Origin of the sequence: Photobacterium salinisoli, assembly GCF_003614885.1 — a bacterium.
Classification (GTDB): Bacteria; Pseudomonadota; Gammaproteobacteria; order Enterobacterales; family Vibrionaceae; genus Photobacterium; species Photobacterium salinisoli.
Genome location: NZ_QZMS01000007.1, coordinates 1,383,664 through 1,401,301, shown reverse-complemented (window position 1 = coordinate 1,401,301; position 17,638 = coordinate 1,383,664). Strand labels below are relative to the sequence as shown.

General features: G+C 49.3%; 14 protein-coding genes. 6 read left to right on the top strand and 8 right to left on the bottom strand.

What is annotated here, in order from left to right:
- The first annotated feature begins 4 nt into the window (after positions 1–4).
- Positions 5–904 (top strand): ABC transporter permease, encoded by a 900-nt coding sequence (locus D6M16_RS07090; protein ID WP_120511904.1) that lies wholly within the window; start codon positions 5–7, stop codon positions 902–904.
- Positions 897–2,135, top strand: a complete 1,239-nt coding sequence (locus D6M16_RS07085; protein ID WP_120511194.1) for a quaternary amine ABC transporter ATP-binding protein — start codon at positions 897–899, stop codon at positions 2,133–2,135. The genes D6M16_RS07090 and D6M16_RS07085 overlap by 8 nt, the downstream gene beginning before the upstream one ends.
- Before the next feature lie 68 nt (positions 2,136–2,203).
- Here the strand turns inward: D6M16_RS07085 and D6M16_RS07080 are convergent, their stop codons facing one another.
- On the bottom strand, positions 2,204–2,965 hold the full coding sequence (locus D6M16_RS07080) for a DNA repair protein (RefSeq protein WP_120511193.1): 762 nt from the start codon (positions 2,963–2,965) through the stop codon (positions 2,204–2,206).
- A 325-nt stretch (positions 2,966–3,290) separates the two neighbouring features.
- On the opposite strand from D6M16_RS07080, the gene cysB reads away from it, so the two are divergent.
- The 3 genes from cysB (at position 3,291) to D6M16_RS07065 (ending at position 6,330) form a co-directional block, all read left to right on the top strand.
- Positions 3,291–4,265, top strand: a complete 975-nt coding sequence (gene cysB, locus D6M16_RS07075; RefSeq protein ID WP_027253384.1) for an HTH-type transcriptional regulator CysB — start codon at positions 3,291–3,293, stop codon at positions 4,263–4,265.
- 134 nt (positions 4,266–4,399) lie between these two features.
- Positions 4,400–5,602 (top strand): methyltransferase, encoded by a 1,203-nt coding sequence (locus D6M16_RS07070; protein WP_120511192.1) that lies wholly within the window; start codon positions 4,400–4,402, stop codon positions 5,600–5,602.
- Positions 5,602–6,330: a sulfite exporter TauE/SafE family protein gene (locus D6M16_RS07065; RefSeq protein ID WP_120511191.1), complete on the top strand. Its 729-nt coding sequence runs from the start codon at positions 5,602–5,604 to the stop codon at positions 6,328–6,330. Before D6M16_RS07070 ends, D6M16_RS07065 begins: the two co-directional genes overlap by 1 nt.
- A 44-nt stretch (positions 6,331–6,374) precedes the next feature.
- Here the strand turns inward: D6M16_RS07065 and D6M16_RS07060 are convergent, their stop codons facing one another.
- A complete protein-coding gene (locus D6M16_RS07060) occupies positions 6,375–8,339 on the bottom strand; it encodes a putative bifunctional diguanylate cyclase/phosphodiesterase (RefSeq protein WP_120511190.1) in 1,965 nt (654 codons plus the stop codon).
- A gap of 314 nt (positions 8,340–8,653) precedes the next feature.
- Positions 8,654–9,859, bottom strand: coding sequence for a tyrosine transporter TyrP (tyrP, locus tag D6M16_RS07055; RefSeq protein ID WP_120511189.1), 1,206 nt, complete (start codon positions 9,857–9,859; stop codon positions 8,654–8,656).
- Between the two features lie 455 nt (positions 9,860–10,314).
- Here tyrP and D6M16_RS07050 point away from each other — a divergent pair, with 455 nt between their 5' ends.
- Complete coding sequence (locus tag D6M16_RS07050) at positions 10,315–11,547, top strand: CinA family nicotinamide mononucleotide deamidase-related protein (protein WP_120511188.1); 1,233 nt, start codon at positions 10,315–10,317, stop codon at positions 11,545–11,547.
- A 91-nt stretch (positions 11,548–11,638) separates the two neighbouring features.
- Here the strand turns inward: D6M16_RS07050 and D6M16_RS07045 are convergent, their stop codons facing one another.
- The 5 genes from D6M16_RS07045 to ubiG all read right to left on the bottom strand — a co-directional run bounded on the left by D6M16_RS07045 (position 11,639) and on the right by ubiG (position 17,327).
- Entirely contained in the window at positions 11,639–11,926 is a 288-nt protein-coding gene (locus D6M16_RS07045; protein WP_120511187.1) for a 2Fe-2S iron-sulfur cluster-binding protein, read from the bottom strand.
- Complete coding sequence (gene nrdB, locus D6M16_RS07040) at positions 11,923–13,056, bottom strand: class Ia ribonucleoside-diphosphate reductase subunit beta (protein ID WP_120511186.1); 1,134 nt, start codon at positions 13,054–13,056, stop codon at positions 11,923–11,925. Before nrdB ends, D6M16_RS07045 begins: the two co-directional genes overlap by 4 nt.
- A gap of 53 nt (positions 13,057–13,109) precedes the next feature.
- Positions 13,110–15,377, bottom strand: coding sequence for a class 1a ribonucleoside-diphosphate reductase subunit alpha (gene nrdA / locus D6M16_RS07035; RefSeq protein ID WP_120511185.1), 2,268 nt, complete (start codon positions 15,375–15,377; stop codon positions 13,110–13,112).
- Between the two features lie 344 nt (positions 15,378–15,721).
- Entirely contained in the window at positions 15,722–16,438 is a 717-nt protein-coding gene (locus D6M16_RS07030) for an HAD family hydrolase (RefSeq protein WP_120511184.1), read from the bottom strand.
- 178 nt (positions 16,439–16,616) lie between these two features.
- Positions 16,617–17,327 carry a bifunctional 2-polyprenyl-6-hydroxyphenol methylase/3-demethylubiquinol 3-O-methyltransferase UbiG gene (ubiG, locus tag D6M16_RS07025; protein ID WP_120511183.1) on the bottom strand — a complete coding sequence of 237 codons (711 nt, stop codon included), beginning with the start codon at positions 17,325–17,327 and terminating at the stop codon, positions 16,617–16,619.
- Between the last annotated feature and the right edge of the window lie 311 nt (positions 17,328–17,638).

The window sequence follows — 17,638 nt, the reverse complement described above, 5'->3', positions numbered from 1 at the left end:
CGATATGTCTGAACTATCCTGGCTTAGCGATTTTCCTCAACTCGACCGCCATCAACTGCTTGCGATTCGTAAAACGCTTGATGGGGCATATCGCTCTTTTTCGCGTGAATATGGCGACAGCATTGAATCCTTCTTCGATCCGCTGCTCTCTATGTTGATTGGTTTTGAAAAACTGCTGCTGAACACTCCCTGGTGGCTGATGATTGCCATACTGGCCGGACTGGCTTTTTATGCCAGTCGCTCCTGGAAACTGGTGGGCGGTGTGGTGGTTGCTTTTGTGTTCATTGGTCTTTTCGGGATGTGGGAAGACACGATGCGCACTATGAGCATCATTATTGTGTCCACATTGCTGGCGATTGTGCTGGGTTTACCCATAGGCATTCTGATGGCCCGTTCAGACAGAGCACAAAGCGTGATTACCCCGTTGCTGGATGTGATGCAAACCATGCCGGCGTTTGTGTATCTGATCCCGGTGGTGATGCTGTTGGGGATAGGTAAAATTCCGGGCCTGATCGCTGTGGTGATTTATGCGATCCCCCCTGTGATCCGTCTGACCAATCTGGGTATTCGGCTGGTGGATAAAGAAGTGCTCGAAGCGGCAGAAGCGTATGGCGCGAGCAGCTGGCAACGTCTGACTGGTGTGCAGTTGCCGTTGGCGATGCCGACTATCATGGCAGGCATCAATCAGACCATTATGATGGCGCTGGCCATGGTAGTGATTGCGTCCATGATTGGTGTAAAAGGTTTGGGGCAGCCTGTCCTTAAATCGATTACTAACCAGTATTTTACGCTGGGCCTGCTTAACGGGCTGGCCATAGTGGCACTGGCTATCATTTTTGATCGTATCTCCCAGAGCTATGCCCGGCGCACCCAGCAACATCTTTCGGGGCGTAAACATGACTGATTCCATTCACATGCATGACACAAGCACACCGCTCATCCGCGTGCGCGATTTGTATAAAGTGTTTGGCCCTCAATCTGATCAGGTACTGAAACAGGTTCATGCCGGAAAATCGAAATCGGCCATTCTGGCTGAAACCGGGCATACGCTTGGCCTGAATAAGATTAACCTGTCGATATGTCAGGGTGAGATATTTGTCGTGATGGGCTTATCAGGCTCCGGTAAATCGACCTTGATCCGGCATTTCAATCGTCTTATCGAGCCGTCTGCCGGTCAGGTGGAAATTGACGGGGTGGATGTCACCGCGCTGAGTGCTTCAGCGTTGCAGACATTCCGGCGACAGCGGATGGCAATGGTTTTTCAACGTTTTGCGCTACTGCCTCACCGGACTGTGCTGCAGAACATTGGCTATGGTCTTCAGATACAAGGTGTTGATAACAGCGAGTGGCGGAAAAAAGCCAGCTACTGGCTCGAGACTGTGGGGCTGGCAGGCTATGGCGATCACTATCCATCGAGTTTGTCCGGCGGGCAGCAGCAGCGGGTTGGACTGGCAAGGGCGCTGTGCACCGATGCCGATATTTTGCTGATGGATGAGGCTTTTTCGGCGTTGGATCCGCTGATTCGCAGCGAAATGCAGGAACAGTTGATGGCCCTGCAGTCCAGACTCGGCAAGACCATCATCTTTATCACACACGATCTGGACGAAGCTTTGCGACTGGGCGACAGGATCGCGATATTGCGCGACGGTGAGCTGATCCAGCAGGGCCGGCCTGTGGATATTCTGCTGCACCCCGTTGATGATTATGTCGAAGCCTTTGTTAAAGATGTGAACCGGTCCAGGGTTCTGAAAGTCGAGGCCGTCATGTCACCAGACGTGCACTGCGTTGGATTATGTTCGGTCTCTGAGGCGAGCCGCCACATGGAGCAACATAGCCTGAACGAGGTCTGTGTGCTGGATGAGTTGGGGCGTTATCTGGGAGTTCTGACCCGTCACTATCTTGAAAAGGCCATGGCTGACGCCCCGGATCGGCGGTTAGAGGCATCGACCTTGCTACAGGTACCTGCGATTTCACGTTATCAGCTGCTTGAGCAAGTGCTGCCTGTCACACTGGAGTCTGATGTCGCCTTGCCAGTGCTGGGAGAGAAAGGGGAAGTGTGCGGGCGTCTTTCACGTTCCACACTGGCCAAAGTGCTCAGTGAACACAATGTCGCAAACCCAATGCCGGATCAGTGATGTATCGGTGCAGCCTAAATGAATCAGGCCGCTGGTAGCGGCCTGATTGGGTTATCAATATCCTGTCATTACCATTTCTTTTTCGGCTGGAACAGGATATCCAGTTCGTCCTGCTCTTTTTCGAGCATTTCCTGACGCTGTTTCGCGTTGCTCTGATTCTGCGAGCTGTCAATTTCATCCAGCATGGCCTGCAATTTTTCACGGGCCTGGTTGGCATAGTTGTGATTTTTGGTCGCCAGCGCATCCAACCCTTTTCTTAATAGCTGTTTGGCGGTACCAATCTGGCGTTTCATGCGGGCATCGTTGGCACGTTTAACAACGTTTTCAATGTTAATGCGCAGCTGTAACCCCTCCAGACGTGCATTCTCTGCGACGAATGCCTGGGTGCCGAGACGGCCTTTGCTGTGTTCGCTTTTAACTACCTGTTTCAGGCGTTTAACCAGCTGCAGCATGGCAATAGCCTGACGGTCTGTGGTAGGTACCTTAAAGCCAGACATTTCATTAGGGGTGTAATTTTGCTGCAGCTGATGAATCTGCTCGCGGACGTTGTTAATACGCTGCGGCATCGATCGATCTTTTTGATCAACCTCGAACATGCTTTCCAGCGCTGACAGAATACGTTGATTCAGACAGACCAGTAATTCTTTGCTGTAAGGCAAATGATGAGCATGACTTATCAGATCTTCACTGGAGTCGATGATGGCAATGTGCTTGGCCAATTCCTGCTGCTTCTGGCTCTCCAGCTGCTGCCGGTACTGAATGATAACGTTATAACCCACAACCAGGACTAACAACAGGCCGATAAGACCGACCACTAAAGGTATACTCATAAAACTCGATCAGATAATCCACAGACAAACGAAGCCATAAGATACACCATCTGATCATGAGGTCATAGCATAGGGTAGAATTTTGCTCATAGCCTCACATTCGCAGTGCGCACATTTTTACATAGGGGGGAGGTCACAGGCTATCTGTCACTAAGGCCGGGCTCGTATAGATTTCCACCTGTTGTCAAATTATGATGGTCAGAACGCATTCAGAACCTATGTGTTGCTGTACATGTGCATTTTAGACACTATGATACTGTATATAACATAGTGGAATAGATAGTCGCATTGCTAGAATGTAACGGACTATATTTGGGACGGTAAAATGAAACTACAACAATTACGCTATATCGTTGAGGTGGTGAACCATAATCTCAATGTGTCCTCGACGGCTGAAAATCTGTATACCTCTCAACCGGGTATCAGCAAACAGGTACGTTTACTAGAGGATGAGCTCGGCATTCAAATTTTCGAGCGTAGCGGTAAGCACCTGACCAAAGTGACACCGGCGGGTGAGAACATTGTCCGTATTGCTCGTGACATTCTTTCGCGAGTGGAAAGCATTAAATCGGTAGCCGGCGAATATACGCATCCGGAAATGGGCACGCTGCATATCGCGACCACACACACCCAGGCGCGTTACGCTTTACCGAAAGTCATTCAGGGCTTTATTGAACGTTACCCGAAAGTCTCTTTACACATGCATCAGGGAACACCTTCCCAGATTGCGGATGCGGTGTCTAAAGGTACGACTGTCTTTGCCATCGCCACAGAAGCACTGCATTTGTATCAGGATATGATTATGTTGCCGTGCTATCACTGGAATCGCTCCATTGTAGTGCGCTCCGATCATCCATTGGCCCAGAAAAAAGACATTACGATTCATGATCTGGCCGCTTACCCGTTAGTGACCTACGTGTTTGGTTTTACCGGGCGCTCTGAACTCGATAATGCGTTTAACCGCTCAGGGTTAACGCCCCGTATTGTGTTTACGGCCACAGATGCCGATGTCATCAAAACCTATGTACGACTGGGAATTGGCGTCGGTGTGATGGCGAGCATGGCGATTGACCCTGAGACAGATCATGACCTGGTTGCCATTGATGCCAGCCACATTTTCGAAGCCAGTACCACTACCATTGGCTTTAAAAAAGGCACCTTCCTGCGTACCTATATGTACGATTTCATGGAACGCTTTGCCCCGCATCTGACCCGGAACGTGGTTGATCAGGCGTTGGCACTCAAAAGCAATGACGAAATAGAAGCTATGTTTGCCAGTATTAAATTACCGGTACGCTGAGTTGTTAAAGTTCTACCGCAAACAATAAGCCGCATTCTGCGGCTTTTTTGTGCTCCTTTCACTATTCACTGCTTTTGCGACCTGATATGAGATAAAATACGGCCTTTCCGTTTATCAGCGTATCAGGGTTGCTAATGTCTGCTTATTCAGACAAATTTTGTCAGTTGGATGCCTTGCTCACCCGGGAAAGAGCATACTGGCAGTTTATGCCTTTTGCCTGCCACGAATATCCCTGGCAACACAGTACCCCGGCGCTGTCGGGCTGGCTGGACTCTCTGTCCGATCAGGATGTGGCCAACTTATTGCAAAACAATGCTGCGCTTATTGAAGCGTTGGCGGTTTTTCTCCCTGCGCTGCCTGAAGTGCATCAGCTTGCTGACATTCCTGCGCTCCCTTTAGTCTCAGAAGGTTCGCCGCGTCTGCCCCGTGGATTGGATGTCGGTATTCCGGGCCGGAAATGGCAGCAGGTGCTGGCATTCAATGCGGTACTGCCTGCGCATAAGCTTCCCTGGCTGGAATGGTGTGCCGGAAAAGGGTATTTAGGGCGAGTGCTTGCCGCATACCACAACACCCGGGTTACCAGCCTTGAATGGCAACAGAGTTTGACGCAGGACGGTCAGTCAGCCGCGAATCAGTTAGGGTTGCCTATGACTTTCGTTCAGGCAGACGCATTCGCACCGGAGAGCGCCAGTGTGATCCGACCGGATCAGCATGCAGTGGCTTTGCACGCCTGTGGCGATCTGCATGTCAGTCTGCTGGAGCGGGTGGCTGCAAAGCGCACTGCGGCGGTGAGTGTGTCACCTTGCTGCTATCACCTGATCCGTCATGATGTCTATCAGCCATTGTCGGCACCGGCAAAAGCGAGTGAGCTTAGATTATCAAAGCATGATCTCAGAATGCCGCTTCAGGAAACTGTCACAGCCGGACAACGGGTGAAACAGCAGCGGTTTGTCGAAGTCAGCTACCGTCTGGGCTTTGATGCACTGCAGAAACATCTGACCAGGAACGACGCCTATTTGCCTGTCCCCAATGTACAAAAAGCCATTTTGAAGAATGGCTTTGCTGATTTTTGTCGGTGGGCGGCTGAGCAAAAAGGATTGCAACTGCCGGAAGACGTTGATTATGTGCACTGGCAGCAACAGGGAGAAGCCTGTTTTAGGAAGGTTGAGCGTATGGAGCTGGTTCGTCAGGCTTTTCGCCGTCCGCTTGAAATGTGGCTGGTATTTGACAGGGCGCTGTTTATGGAAGATGCCGGATATCACGTGTCTGTTGGCACATTCTGCGATAAACCCATCACACCAAGAAATATTCTTATTCACGCACAATTGGAGAAATAATGGAGACAAGCACGCTGATTGTTTGTGCGCTGGCCTTATCGGCTGGTTGTTTTGTTCAAAGTACCGTTGGCTTTGGCATGGCCATTGTGGCGGCGCCGATTGTGTATTTCTATGAACCGCGTTTTGTTCCGGGCGTGGTGACATTTGTTGGTCTGGTACTGGCGCTGATCAATATGTGGCAGTACCGGCGAATGATTTCATTTACCGGAATGAGCGCGGCGTTTGTGGGGCGCGTGCCCGGCACTATAGTTGCCGGTTGGATTTTGGTGTACATCAGTGCAGAGCATCTGGCGCTGGTGCTGGGCGCGGGTGTGTTACTGGCGGTTCTGATCAGTTTGTCGAAGGTTCGCTTCAAGCCCACACCCAAAGCCTTATTTGTGGCCGGTTTTACGTCGGGCCTGATGGGGACGACAACCAGTATTGGTGGTCCGCCAATGGCCTTGGTTTTGCAGCACGCAGAAGCCGGAAAATTACGAGCAAATCTGGCTGTGTATTTTGTTTTCAGCTGTATTTTATCGCTGATTGCCCTTTCGGCAACGGGCCACTTCAGTGTGTGGCACCTTAAATACGCACTGATGGTTCTGCCCGCACCAATATTGACCACCTTGTTTGCTTACAAGGTGCAGCATTTAATCAAAACCGAATGGGTGAGATATGCCTTGCTGGTGCTGTGTACCTTTGCGGGCATGGCCGCCATGTGGCAGGGACTGAGCCCAATGTGGGCGTAAGATTACAGAGGCCGCTGTTGTAGCGGCCTCTGACGTTAAATGGGTTAGCTGGCTTTGGGGATGATGTTAAACAGATTAAATTGTCGCTGTTCCAGCTCATGTGCTGGCATGGGTTTACCCATATAATAGCCCTGGCAATAGTCAAACTCACACTGCTGGATATATTCCAGCTGTTCAAGCGTCTCGACCCCTTCGGCGACCAGCTTCAGGTTAAGCTTGTCACAGATGGCGCAGGTTGCTTCCACAATGGCCCGGCTGCTCGGGTTATTGGCCTGCACGAAGCTTTGATCAAGTTTCACCATAGTGATGGGCAGATTCTGTAACTGAGAAAGGGACGAATAGCCGGTACCAAAATCGTCAAGATGAAGTTCTATGCCCAGTTCAGCGAGATCAACAAGGCACTGTTTGGCGTCATCGTATTCCTGCAACATGGCAGACTCAGTTAACTCTAATGCCAGTTGTTTCGCATCAATGTCGTAGTTTTCGAGTAATGTCCCGATATAACTGGCGAGACTGGCATGCAGCTGCGCCCGGGATAAATTCACACTGACGGTAAAACGTTTCCCATAGGCTTTATTCCAGTGTGAAAGCTGCATACAAGCTTGTTTCAGTATCCATTTCCCGAGCGGTACAATCTGGCCGGTTTCTTCAGCAAGCGGAATGAATTCAGACGGTGCGACCTGGCCGAGGTCTTCATCGTACCAGCGAATTAAAGCTTCGAACCCACCTAACTGATTGTTTTTCAGATCGACGATGGGCTGGTAATACAGCTCAAAGGCTTCAGCGTCCATGGCCAGCGTCAGGTGATGGCGCAGTGTCATTTTACGGTATAAATCTTCAGCCATCTCAGGAGAGAAATGATGGCATCGATTACGGCCTCTCAGTTTGGCGCGATGCATTGCCATGTCGGCCTGAGTGATGAGGGTTTCAATTTTCTTTGCGTCATTGGGGAAACTGGCCATCCCAATACTGCAGCCGATGGACAATTCACCGACCTCTTTGAGGTGAAAAGGCTTATTGAGATTGGTAATGAGCTTTCGCGCAAATTGGGCCGGATCGTCAACCTGGCGGTGATCGATCTGGATAATGAATTCATCTCCGCCAAAACGGGCCAGTAAGCCGTTGAACTTGACAATTTCACTAAGGCGAATAGCGATAGCCCGCAACATTTTATCGCCAATGGCATGACCATAAGTGTCATTGATGAGCTTAAAGCCGTCTACGTCCAGAAACAGCAAAGTATAGGGTTGAGACGAATGCTGAGAAGCATGGATAGCATTGATCATACCCCTGCGGTTCAGCAACCCGGTCAGATAGTCGTGTTCTGACTGGTATTTCGCTTGTTTCAACTGCTCTTTTTCCTGGCTGATATTAACCAGGCTGAGCAAGAGTTGCTGTTTGTCTGCCAGCCACTTGCCATCAATGCTGAACCAGTCGTAGTTTCGGCCTGTCCAGCAGAGCTTCCTGTGGTTTACCACTTGTCCTTCACTGGCATCATGCAACCATTTTTCTGCCAATTTGATGTCGCCGACAAAAGTGGCGAGGCTGTCGAGTTGTTCACCAAAAGCATGAATGAAGGCGCGATTGGCACTCAGCAACTGGCCTTCAGAAGAAAAAAGCAGGGCAAGATTAGAGCCATCAGAAAAGGCCAGTTCACGTCTCAGGCTGGCTTCCTCAGAGATAACGTGAACCAGCATGGCTATTCTGCCATCTTCGCTCGGAATACCAGAGAAATGACACAATGCATTTTTCACTTTGCTCTTGGGGCTGTAGCTCCACCAAAGTTTTAGCGACTCTCCGCGTTTGAACATTTGCAAATAGTCATTCAGGGTCGCTTCTACGGCGTCGGACATATCCTGTCCCAGATCCCGTGATGTAAGCTCACTCAGGCTTTCGGCTTCCCAAAGGGGAAGCGCAGCAGAATTCGCCCAGATAATGGCTTTGTTTTCGATGTCGAAAACCCATACCGGGGATTGCAGATATTCAAAGGTCGTAAAGAATTGGCTCATACCAGATAAAGGAATGACTTTAAAGGGGCAATGCCTCAACGATAGCCTAAATTGCCTGAGGCATACATGCGAGAGGGTGTAAAGCGTGATCTTGATTCAGGAAGTGTGTGTTGCATAAATGTAAATTAATGATAAATAAGAACAAAAAGTGAGCTGGCAGGGGGGGGTTGGGCCCGGGAGTGCGCTGCGCAGGTGATGACTTAGTCTCTGAGAAAGGGCTTAGCTAAATCACTAAGCCCAGTGTTGCTCTATCCTTACAGGTAAATACACACTCACTTTTTATTATGAAACTCAGTGTGCATTATTCGGGCGTTTTACCCGATGGCAGGAATAACGCCAGCCATCTGGAGAAACTGTGCTGTGATGATCAGCACACCTGCGCTGGTTGCCATGATGAGAGCTGGTTTGCCACCGCTGACCTGGTATTCACCTATCGTCTGACGTTGTCCTCGCTGAACATGCACCATGGCTACTGGCAGGAAGATAGCCAGAATGACGAGTGCAATTGCCGCATAACCCAGCGCCATAATAAAGCCTTGAGGATAAAACAGGGCAAAGCACAGCGGTGGGATGAAGGTAAAGAGAGCCGTTTGTACTCTGCCTGACGTCGAGTTTTTCTGATTTAAGGTATCTGACAGGAAGTCAAACAAGCCCAGGCTTACACCAAGGAAAGAGGTCGCCAGCGCAAGGTCTGCAAAGATAGAAACGGAATTACTGACCATAGGGCTGTTGAGCATCGTGCTCAGTGCAGCAATAAAGTTGCCCAGGCTGGAATTGGCAATCAAATCAGACTGGCTGAGAATGCCCTGGCTGGCAATTTGCCACAGCAGATAAATCACTAACGGTACAGATGCACCCACTATCATCACTTTTCGAAGCGCTTTCATATCTATGCCCACATAGCGGACGATAGAGGGAATGCTGCCGTGGAAGCCAAATGAGGTAAACACGACAGGCAGTGCCGAGATAAGCAGGCCTTTTTCGACAGGCATATCAACCAGATGTTGCCCCTGGATATGCGGCAGTAACAGGCTTAGCATGACAGCCAGTGCAATAATTTTCAGCGCAAAAAGGATACGGTTTACCAAATCAACCGAGTGTGTCCCGACTGATACCACAGTTGCAATAAGTAAAGTGAACAGCACTGTGCCAGCCTGAGGCATGACATCAAGGCCAAACCAGCCGGACAACTTGTCATTTAACTGGGCACCACCACCGGCAATATAGGCTGCGCACAATGCGTAAAACAGAAACATCATCGCAATGTTGGCGACAATTTGTCCTTTTGTGCCCAATAGCTCTTTCGCCAGCGAGTGGAGCGTGGCTGAAGGATCTGCATGTTGATGGACTTCCAGCATCAGCAGCGCTGTGTACACCATCAGCGCCCAGATACCGACCATTGTCAGTGTGGCGGTGGTAAAGCCCAAACCGGCCGATGCCAGCGGCAATGCCAGCATCCCTGCGCCAATGGTTGTTCCGGCAATAATTAATGTACTGCCGAAGGTTTTGTTCATGCTCATCGAGTAAAAACTCCCTGTATTTTTATTGGTTTAGTTAGTGGGAGAGGGGGCGGTAAGGCTGATTCTCTCCGAAGAAAAAATATAGCCACAATGGTGCAAGGGGTTGGAAGGAATTGATGTGTTCAGATTTCTTTACAACGCGCTCGACCACTGTGGCCGACGATAATAGAATTTCATAGCGAACTTACTCATAACATTTGTACAACAATTGGTGTTTTTGTCTGTAAATCTAGCTTATTGGCAGGCGTAATTTACTGTCGACACTTTAAATGCAGAAAAATGACCTGTCAACTTTTGTTAATTTTTGTGTAAATATATATTTACATTTATAGTGGTTATCTAGTGTGTGTAATGCATTGCACCGAAGAGGGTTTTCAATTAACAGTGCTTAAGATTCTCTCGTGGTTGACTAAGTGTTACAGTGAAGTGCCAACTGAATAAATAAGAGGAACAACATGTTGCAAGTTGTCATGATAAGTACCGGTGAAGAAGTCCTGCATGGAGATATCGTTGATACCAATGCGGCATGGCTGTCCCGTTTGTTTTTTCAGAACGGCTTCGCGCTATCGCGACGCACTACAGTTGGTGATCAGCTTGAAAGTCTGGCATCAGAAATAGAGCAGTGCAGCCTGACGGCTGATATCGTGATTGTAAATGGGGGGCTGGGGCCGACCACGGATGATTTGACTGCTCAGGCTGCAGCCATTGCAGCAGGAGCCGGTTTAGAGCAATCGGAATTCTGGGTTGAGCAAATGATCGAGAAGTACCGGGATCTGGGGCGGGAAATGCCGCAGGCAAACCTGAAGCAGGCCATGTTGCCAGAGGGGGCTGACGTACTGGATAACCCTGTTGGCACGGCATGCGGCTTCATGATGAAGCTGAACCGTGCGCACTTGTTCTTCACTCCGGGAGTTCCCAGCGAATTTAAAGTCATGGTAGAAGACGAGATCCTGCCCAGGCTGAAATCGCTGCACCCGGATGTCGCAAGCCTTGATTGCCATCGGCTGTACAGTTTCGGATTATCAGAGTCAGGCATCAACGATACCCTGGCTTCTTTGTCATTACCGCCGTCATTCCAGCTGGGTTACCGCTCTTACTTGCCTTTTATCGAAGTTAAGCTGTTTGCACCTAAAAATGATACTCAGGCCGTTGACGTGTTAGCGCAAATTCAAGCGCGGCTGGGTGAAAACATTGTCGGTGCCGGTGAAACCTTGCTCGATACCATAGGCACACATTTCTCCAAAGCCCCTCTTACATTAACCGTTGCCGAGCAGTTTACCGGCGGTGATGTTCTCAACTGGCTACAGGATAATCCGGCGACCCAGACCGCATTAAGTCAGGGATGGCTGTTGACAACCCAGGTTGATCCCTCTTTGAGCGACGCTGAGCCTATGGGGGCCTCGTTAGCGATGGCCGCCGCCGCCCGGCAGCAGACTGGCTCCGATCTGGCGCTGGTTTGTGGCCCGCTGTATGACAACAGTATTGCGATTGCACTGTCTACGCCAAATGGTGACTGGGCACAGCATGTGCGTACCAGACGACAGTATGCCAATAAACCTCACCGAAAAATGGTCGCGACTTTGATGCTGGATATGCTGCGTCGATGGCAAACAGGTCAGACTGTGATTGGCCAGTATGAATCGTTCGAGAGACTGAGCGAGTTGTTCTTACCGGCAGAGCCGAACTGATCTAAATCAGAGCAAGATATAAAAAGCCAGTCTGGTAATCCAGGCTGGCTTTTTTGAAAGAGTCAGGAACTGTATTCAGCGTTGAGGAGGGTTACCCGTTAACCGCAGATTGAGAGAGTTGGACCTGGTAATCAAACTCCAGACTCAGATCTGAGGTTGGTACGGAGCGGCACGCAAGTATTTCTCCCGGCGCGACAAAGGCCATCGCCTCACGCTGAGCCACACTACCAGCTGTCAGTTTGCACCGACAGGCCCCACACATTCCATTGCGGCACTGGTACTCAGGTTGTAAACCTGCGCGCTCCAGTTGGACTAATAAAGGTTCATCGTTATTGCCAGAAACCTGTTGCCCGTTAACCGTAATGGTCACTCGGCTCATAGCTCGAAGTCACCCAGATCGTCAGCACTGACGTCGTTATCAATCTGACCAACCAGATAAGAACTGATTTCCGCTTCCTGTGGCGCAACCTGTACATTGTCAGAAGACAGCCAGGCGTTAATCCATGGAATAGGGTTTTGCGTGGCGCCCGGGTAAGCCGGTTTCAGGCCAACTGCTGTCATACGCAGATTGGTAATGTATTCAACGTACTGGCACAGGATATCTTTGTTCAGACCTATCATAGAACCATCTTTGAACAGATACTCCGCCCATTCTTTTTCCTGTTCTGCGGCATCTTTAAAAATGTCAAAGCTCAGCTGTTCACACTCACGGGCAATGTCCGCCATCTCAGGATCATCCTGACCGGTGCGCATCAGGTTAAGGATATGCTGAGTGCCTGTCAGGTGCAGCGCTTCATCACGTGCGATCAGCTTGATGATTTTGGCATTACCTTCCATCAGCTCACGCTCAGCGAAGGCAAAAGAGCAGGCAAAGCTGACGTAGAAACGGATCGCTTCCAGTGCATTAACCGACATCATGCACAGGTAGAGTTTTTTCTTTAACTCGTGCAGGCTGACCACAACAGTTTCACCGTTGACAATATGCTCGCCTTCACCCAGACGGTGATAATCGCTGGTGCCTTGGATCAGTTCGTCGTAATAACGGGAAATATCACCGGCGCGTTTAATAATGTGCTCATTAGTAACAATATCGTCAAATACCACACCCGGGTCGTTCACGATATTGCGGATAATGTGCGTGTAGGAACGCGAATGAATGGTTTCCGAGAATGACCAGGTTTCAATCCAGGTTTCCAGTTCAGGAATAGAAACCAGTGGCAGCAGGGCAACGTTCGGGCTGCGGCCCTGAATGGAATCCAGCAGCGTCTGGTACTTCAGGTTACTGATGAAAATATGGCGTTCGTGTTCGGGCAGGTTGTTGAAGTTAATACGATCGCTGGATACATCAACTTCTTCCGGGCGCCAGAAGAAAGATAATTGCTTTTCAATCAGTTTTTCGAAAATTTCGAATTTTTGCTGATCGTAACGCGCAACGTTAACCGGCTGCCCAAAGAACATAGGTTCATGCAGCGGGTTGTTGTTAGTTTTACAGAAAGTACTGTATGCCATTGTGTCCTCAGCATCAAAGGGGAGCCGAAGCTCCCATTTGTTTTTGTTAGTTATTAAATCTTGCAGCTGGTGCAGTCGTCTGCAGCGACATCGCCCTGAGCATCAGAAGCACCATCGCGGGTGTTGTGATAGTACAGAGTTTTAACGCCGAGTTTATACGCTGTCAGCAGGTCCTTGAGCAAGAGTTTCATTGGCACTTTGCCGCCTGGCTGAATGCTCGGGTCGTAGTTGGTATTGGCAGAAATCGCCTGATCGACGAACTTCTGCATGATACCGACCAGTTGCAGGTAGCCATCATTGCTGCCAATGTTCCAAAGCAACTCATAGTTGTCTTTGTATTTATTGTATTCAGGAACAACCTGCTTCAGGATGCCATCTTTAGACGCTTTGATGGAGACGAAACCACGAGGTGGCTCAATACCATTGGTGGCGTTCGAAATCTGAGAAGAGGTCTCAGATGGCATCAGTGCCGACAGGGTAGAGTTACGCAGACCGTGCGTGACGATCTCCTGGCGCAGGGCTTCCCAGTCATAACGCAGTTCCTGACCACAGATCTTGTCCAGATCTTTCTTATAGGTATCAATTGGCAGGATACCTTTTGAATAGGTCGTTTCATTAAATGCCGGGCAAGCACCACGCTCTTTCGCCAGACCAACGGAGGCTTTCAGCAGGTAGTACTGAATGGCTTCAAAGGCCTGGTGGGTCAGGTTGTTAGCACTGCCGTCGGAATAACGCACGCCGTGTTTTGCCAGATAGTAAGCAAAATTGATCACACCCACGCCCAGAGTACGACGATTCATGGTCGCACGGCGGGCAGCTGGCAGTGGATAATCCTGGTAGTCCAGCAGAGCGTCCAGAGCACGAACGGTCAGTTCAGCCATTTCTTCCAGTTCATCCAGGTTCTCAATCGCACCCAGGTTGAACGCAGACAGTGTACACAGCGCAATTTCACCGTTTTCATCTTCAACGTTGGTCAACGGTTTGGTCGGCAGCGCGATTTCCAGACACAGGTTCGACTGGCGAATTGGTGCCACCGCCGGGTCAAACGGGCTGTGGGTATTACAGTGGTCAACATTCTGGATATAAATACGGCCAGTAGACGCACGTTCTTGCATCAGCAGAGAGAACAGATCGATCGCTTTCACTGTCTGTTTTTTGATGCTTTGGTCCTGCTCGTACTTCACATACAGGCGTTCAAACTCTTCCTGATTGGCAAAGAATGCATCATATAGCCCAGGTACATCAGACGGTGAGAACAGAGAAATGGTCTCGCCTTTGATCAGACGGGTATACATCAGTTTGTTGATTTGGACACCGTAATCCATGTGGCGAACACGGTTTTCTTCAACACCGCGGTTGTTTTTAAGTACCAGCAGAGATTCAACTTCGCGGTGCCAGATTGGATAGAACAGTGTGGCAGCGCCACCACGAACGCCGCCCTGAGAACAGCATTTTACTGCGGTCTGGAAATACTTGTAGAACGGAATACAGCCGGTATGGAAAGCTTCGCCGCCACGGATTTCAGAACCCAGGGCACGAATACGGCCTGCGTTGATACCGATGCCCGCACGCTGGGAAACATAGCGAACAATCGCGCTGGCGGTTGCGTTGATAGAATCCAGGCTGTCATCACATTCAATCAGTACACATGAGCTGAACTGACGGGTTGGCGTGCGCACACCAGACATAATAGGCGTAGGCAGGGAAACCTTAAACAGGGACACAGCATCATAAAAGCGCTTGATGTAGTCCAGACGGGTATCTTTCGGATACTTGCTGAACAGGCACGCTGCAATCATGATGTATAGGAACTGGGCACTTTCGTAGATTTCACCGCTGACACGGTTCTGGACAAGGTACTTACCTTCTAACTGCTTCACTGCAGCATACGAGAAGTTCATGTCGCGCCAATGATCGATATAGTCATCCATCGCGGCCATTTCTTCGGCAGAGTAATCTTCAAGCAGGTGCTTGTCATACTTACCCTTGTCGACCATTTTTCTGACATGGTCAAGCAGTGTAGGTGGCTCGAACTGGCCATACGCTTTTTTGCGCAAATGGAAGATAGCAAGGCGGGCAGCCAGATACTGGTAATCTGGCGACTCTTCCGAAATCAAGTCAGCAGCTGCTTTAATGATGGTCTCATGAATATCTTCTGTCTTGATACCATCGTAGAACTGGATGTGAGATTTCAGCTCAACCTGCGACACTGACACATTTTCCAGGCCTTCAGCAGCCCAGGTAATGACACGGTGGATCTTGTCCAGATCGATGCGTTCTTTGCGTCCATCACGCTTGGTTACAGTTAGCTGTTGATTCATTTTTAATCGTTTTCCCAGTTTTCCCTGATCTATAGTGCTTTTTTGCAATTTTATTATAAAAGTGAAAGAAGATTGTGATCTTCGTTACACTTAAAATGATAGACCAAAACACTATATGTTGGGGTGTTAAGCCATGTGGCAAACAAGATAGTGGTGAGGATACGAATTTGCAAGCTGGTATTTTTTGACCGCTTGTGGATAACGTGGGGATGTAAAATGGATAGTTAGTGCGTACTCACCTATTTCATCAGACTTGCCAGTGTCATAGGAAAATGCAAACAAAAAGCGCCTGTTTTTTCCGGCGGAAAAAATTTTTTTTCCTTGATTTTTCCTGATTTTCCGCTCTATTTTTGCGTGCAGCATGATCGGTCAAAAAAGGGGCTTTCGTTACGATTATGTTGTTCCAGAATGGGGATGAGTGCGGCGGGTTCAGGCAGGATGGCCTGGGCTTGCCACTGGTCGGGGCGATGCTCATCGCCTATGTATCCCCAGCCCGCGACTGCACCTGGCATGCGTGCAGCTCGTGCGGCAATCATGTCCTTTTCAATGTCGCCGATATACAGGCAGCTTTCAGGTGGAATGCGTAGCAGCTGGCAGGCATGCCAGAGCGGATCAGGGTGTGGTTTTGCTTTGTCTAATGTGTCGCCACAAACAACGACTTCTGCTTCGGACAAAACAGGGAAGTAGGGAAGCAGGCGCTGCGTGAGAAACCCGGGTTTGTTTGTCATTATTCCCCACGGTACTTTATTTTCGTTTAAATAGTCTAAAAGTACATCAATTCCTTCATACATTGATGTTTTTAAACAGATTTGATCTTGGTAGTAATCAAGAAACTTCTGCCTGAGGTGTAGGGGATTTAAATGTGCAGGGATTGTGCCAAACCCTGCTTTTAGCAGACCATTTGCACCGTAGCTGGTATTGGCCTGGATCTGAGCGGCCGTCAGTGGCTGAATATCATAATCTGCAAGCACTCTGTTAGCCGCTCTTGCCATATCCGGAGCGGTATCGAGCAAGGTGCCATCCAGGTCAAAAAGTACAGCGTCAATCCGGTAACCCCACATAGGCCGTATCCTTATCTCAAGCGCTGATAAAGTAAGTACAATGAATGTGATTAAAGCATATCAGTAAAACGGCAAAACCGTATGATTATGAGTCTTATTCGGACATTGGATTAAACACGGAAGAAGGGGAGGTCAGCCAGGCCGGAATGACCAGCCTGGCGGTGGTGTAACAGGTGATTTATTCGGGTTTTACTGTATGCAGGATATAATTGACGTCCACGTTATGACCCAGCTTGTAGGTGTCGGTGAGTGGGTTGTAGTGCAAACCAGTAATGTGACGGTCTTCAAGCGCGGTCAGATCAACCATGGCCATCAGCTCTGACGGACGAATAAACTTTTTGTGATCGTGCGTACCTTTGGGCACCAGTTTCATGACCTGCTCGGCACCGACAATCGCAAATAAATAGGATTTCATGTTCCGGTTAAGGGTTGAAAAGAACACATGACCACCAGGTTTTACCAATCTGGCACAGGATGCAATCACAGAGGCCGGGTCCGGCACGTGCTCCAGCATTTCCATACAAGTGACGATGTCGTACTGTTCGGGATGCTGTTCGGCATGTTCTTCAACTGTTTGCTGAATATAGTCCAGCTTAGTACCGGTTTCCAAAGCATGCAGGCGAGCAACTGTTAATGGCTCTTTACCCATGTCCAAGCCCGTCACTTCCGCCCCTTCTCTGGCCATACTTTCAGCCAGGATGCCACCGCCGCAGCCCACATCGAGGATTTTTTTGCCAAACAGTCCGCCGGCATGGTCAATCACATAGTTCAAGCGCAGTGGGTTAATCTGATGCAAAGGTTTGAACTCGCCTTCCAGATCCCACCAGCGTGATGCCATTTCTTCAAATTTACTGATTTCTGCCGGATCGACATTTAACTGCTTGGTCATTATTGCTCGCCATTTCCATTGATGTCAGAGCGGGCATTATAGCGAAAGACGGCTGACATGAAATGCTTGTTTGCCTAACCCTGGTCTGTCGCAAGAAAATACAGTTAAGCTGGTGTATCTTTCACCAGTTGCTGTTTTTCTGTATTAAAAACCTTCACTTGATGGCGGGGAGAACCCCCTTGGAGTGCACAGAAGGACAAGAGTTTATTTTCAATTCGTAAAATTACTCACAAGAAAGGCACTGAAAGGTGTGCCTATTAAGTGGGAAATATGCTATATTCCCGCACCTTGCACGTATAAAAATACGACAG

Coding starts and splice junctions, on each gene's coding strand:
- D6M16_RS07090 (WP_120511904.1), top strand. CDS start 5: ATGTCTGAACTATCCTGGCTTAGCGATTTTCCTCAACTCGACCGCCAT.
- D6M16_RS07085 (WP_120511194.1), top strand. CDS start 897: ATGACTGATTCCATTCACATGCATGACACAAGCACACCGCTCATCCGC.
- D6M16_RS07080 (WP_120511193.1), bottom strand. CDS start 2,965: ATGAGTATACCTTTAGTGGTCGGTCTTATCGGCCTGTTGTTAGTCCTG.
- cysB (WP_027253384.1), top strand. CDS start 3,291: ATGAAACTACAACAATTACGCTATATCGTTGAGGTGGTGAACCATAAT.
- D6M16_RS07070 (WP_120511192.1), top strand. CDS start 4,400: ATGTCTGCTTATTCAGACAAATTTTGTCAGTTGGATGCCTTGCTCACC.
- D6M16_RS07065 (WP_120511191.1), top strand. CDS start 5,602: ATGGAGACAAGCACGCTGATTGTTTGTGCGCTGGCCTTATCGGCTGGT.
- D6M16_RS07060 (WP_120511190.1), bottom strand. CDS start 8,339: ATGAGCCAATTCTTTACGACCTTTGAATATCTGCAATCCCCGGTATGG.
- tyrP (WP_120511189.1), bottom strand. CDS start 9,859: ATGAGCATGAACAAAACCTTCGGCAGTACATTAATTATTGCCGGAACA.
- D6M16_RS07050 (WP_120511188.1), top strand. CDS start 10,315: ATGTTGCAAGTTGTCATGATAAGTACCGGTGAAGAAGTCCTGCATGGA.
- D6M16_RS07045 (WP_120511187.1), bottom strand. CDS start 11,926: ATGAGCCGAGTGACCATTACGGTTAACGGGCAACAGGTTTCTGGCAAT.
- nrdB (WP_120511186.1), bottom strand. CDS start 13,056: ATGGCATACAGTACTTTCTGTAAAACTAACAACAACCCGCTGCATGAA.
- nrdA (WP_120511185.1), bottom strand. CDS start 15,377: ATGAATCAACAGCTAACTGTAACCAAGCGTGATGGACGCAAAGAACGC.
- D6M16_RS07030 (WP_120511184.1), bottom strand. CDS start 16,438: ATGTGGGGTTACCGGATTGACGCTGTACTTTTTGACCTGGATGGCACC.
- ubiG (WP_120511183.1), bottom strand. CDS start 17,327: ATGACCAAGCAGTTAAATGTCGATCCGGCAGAAATCAGTAAATTTGAA.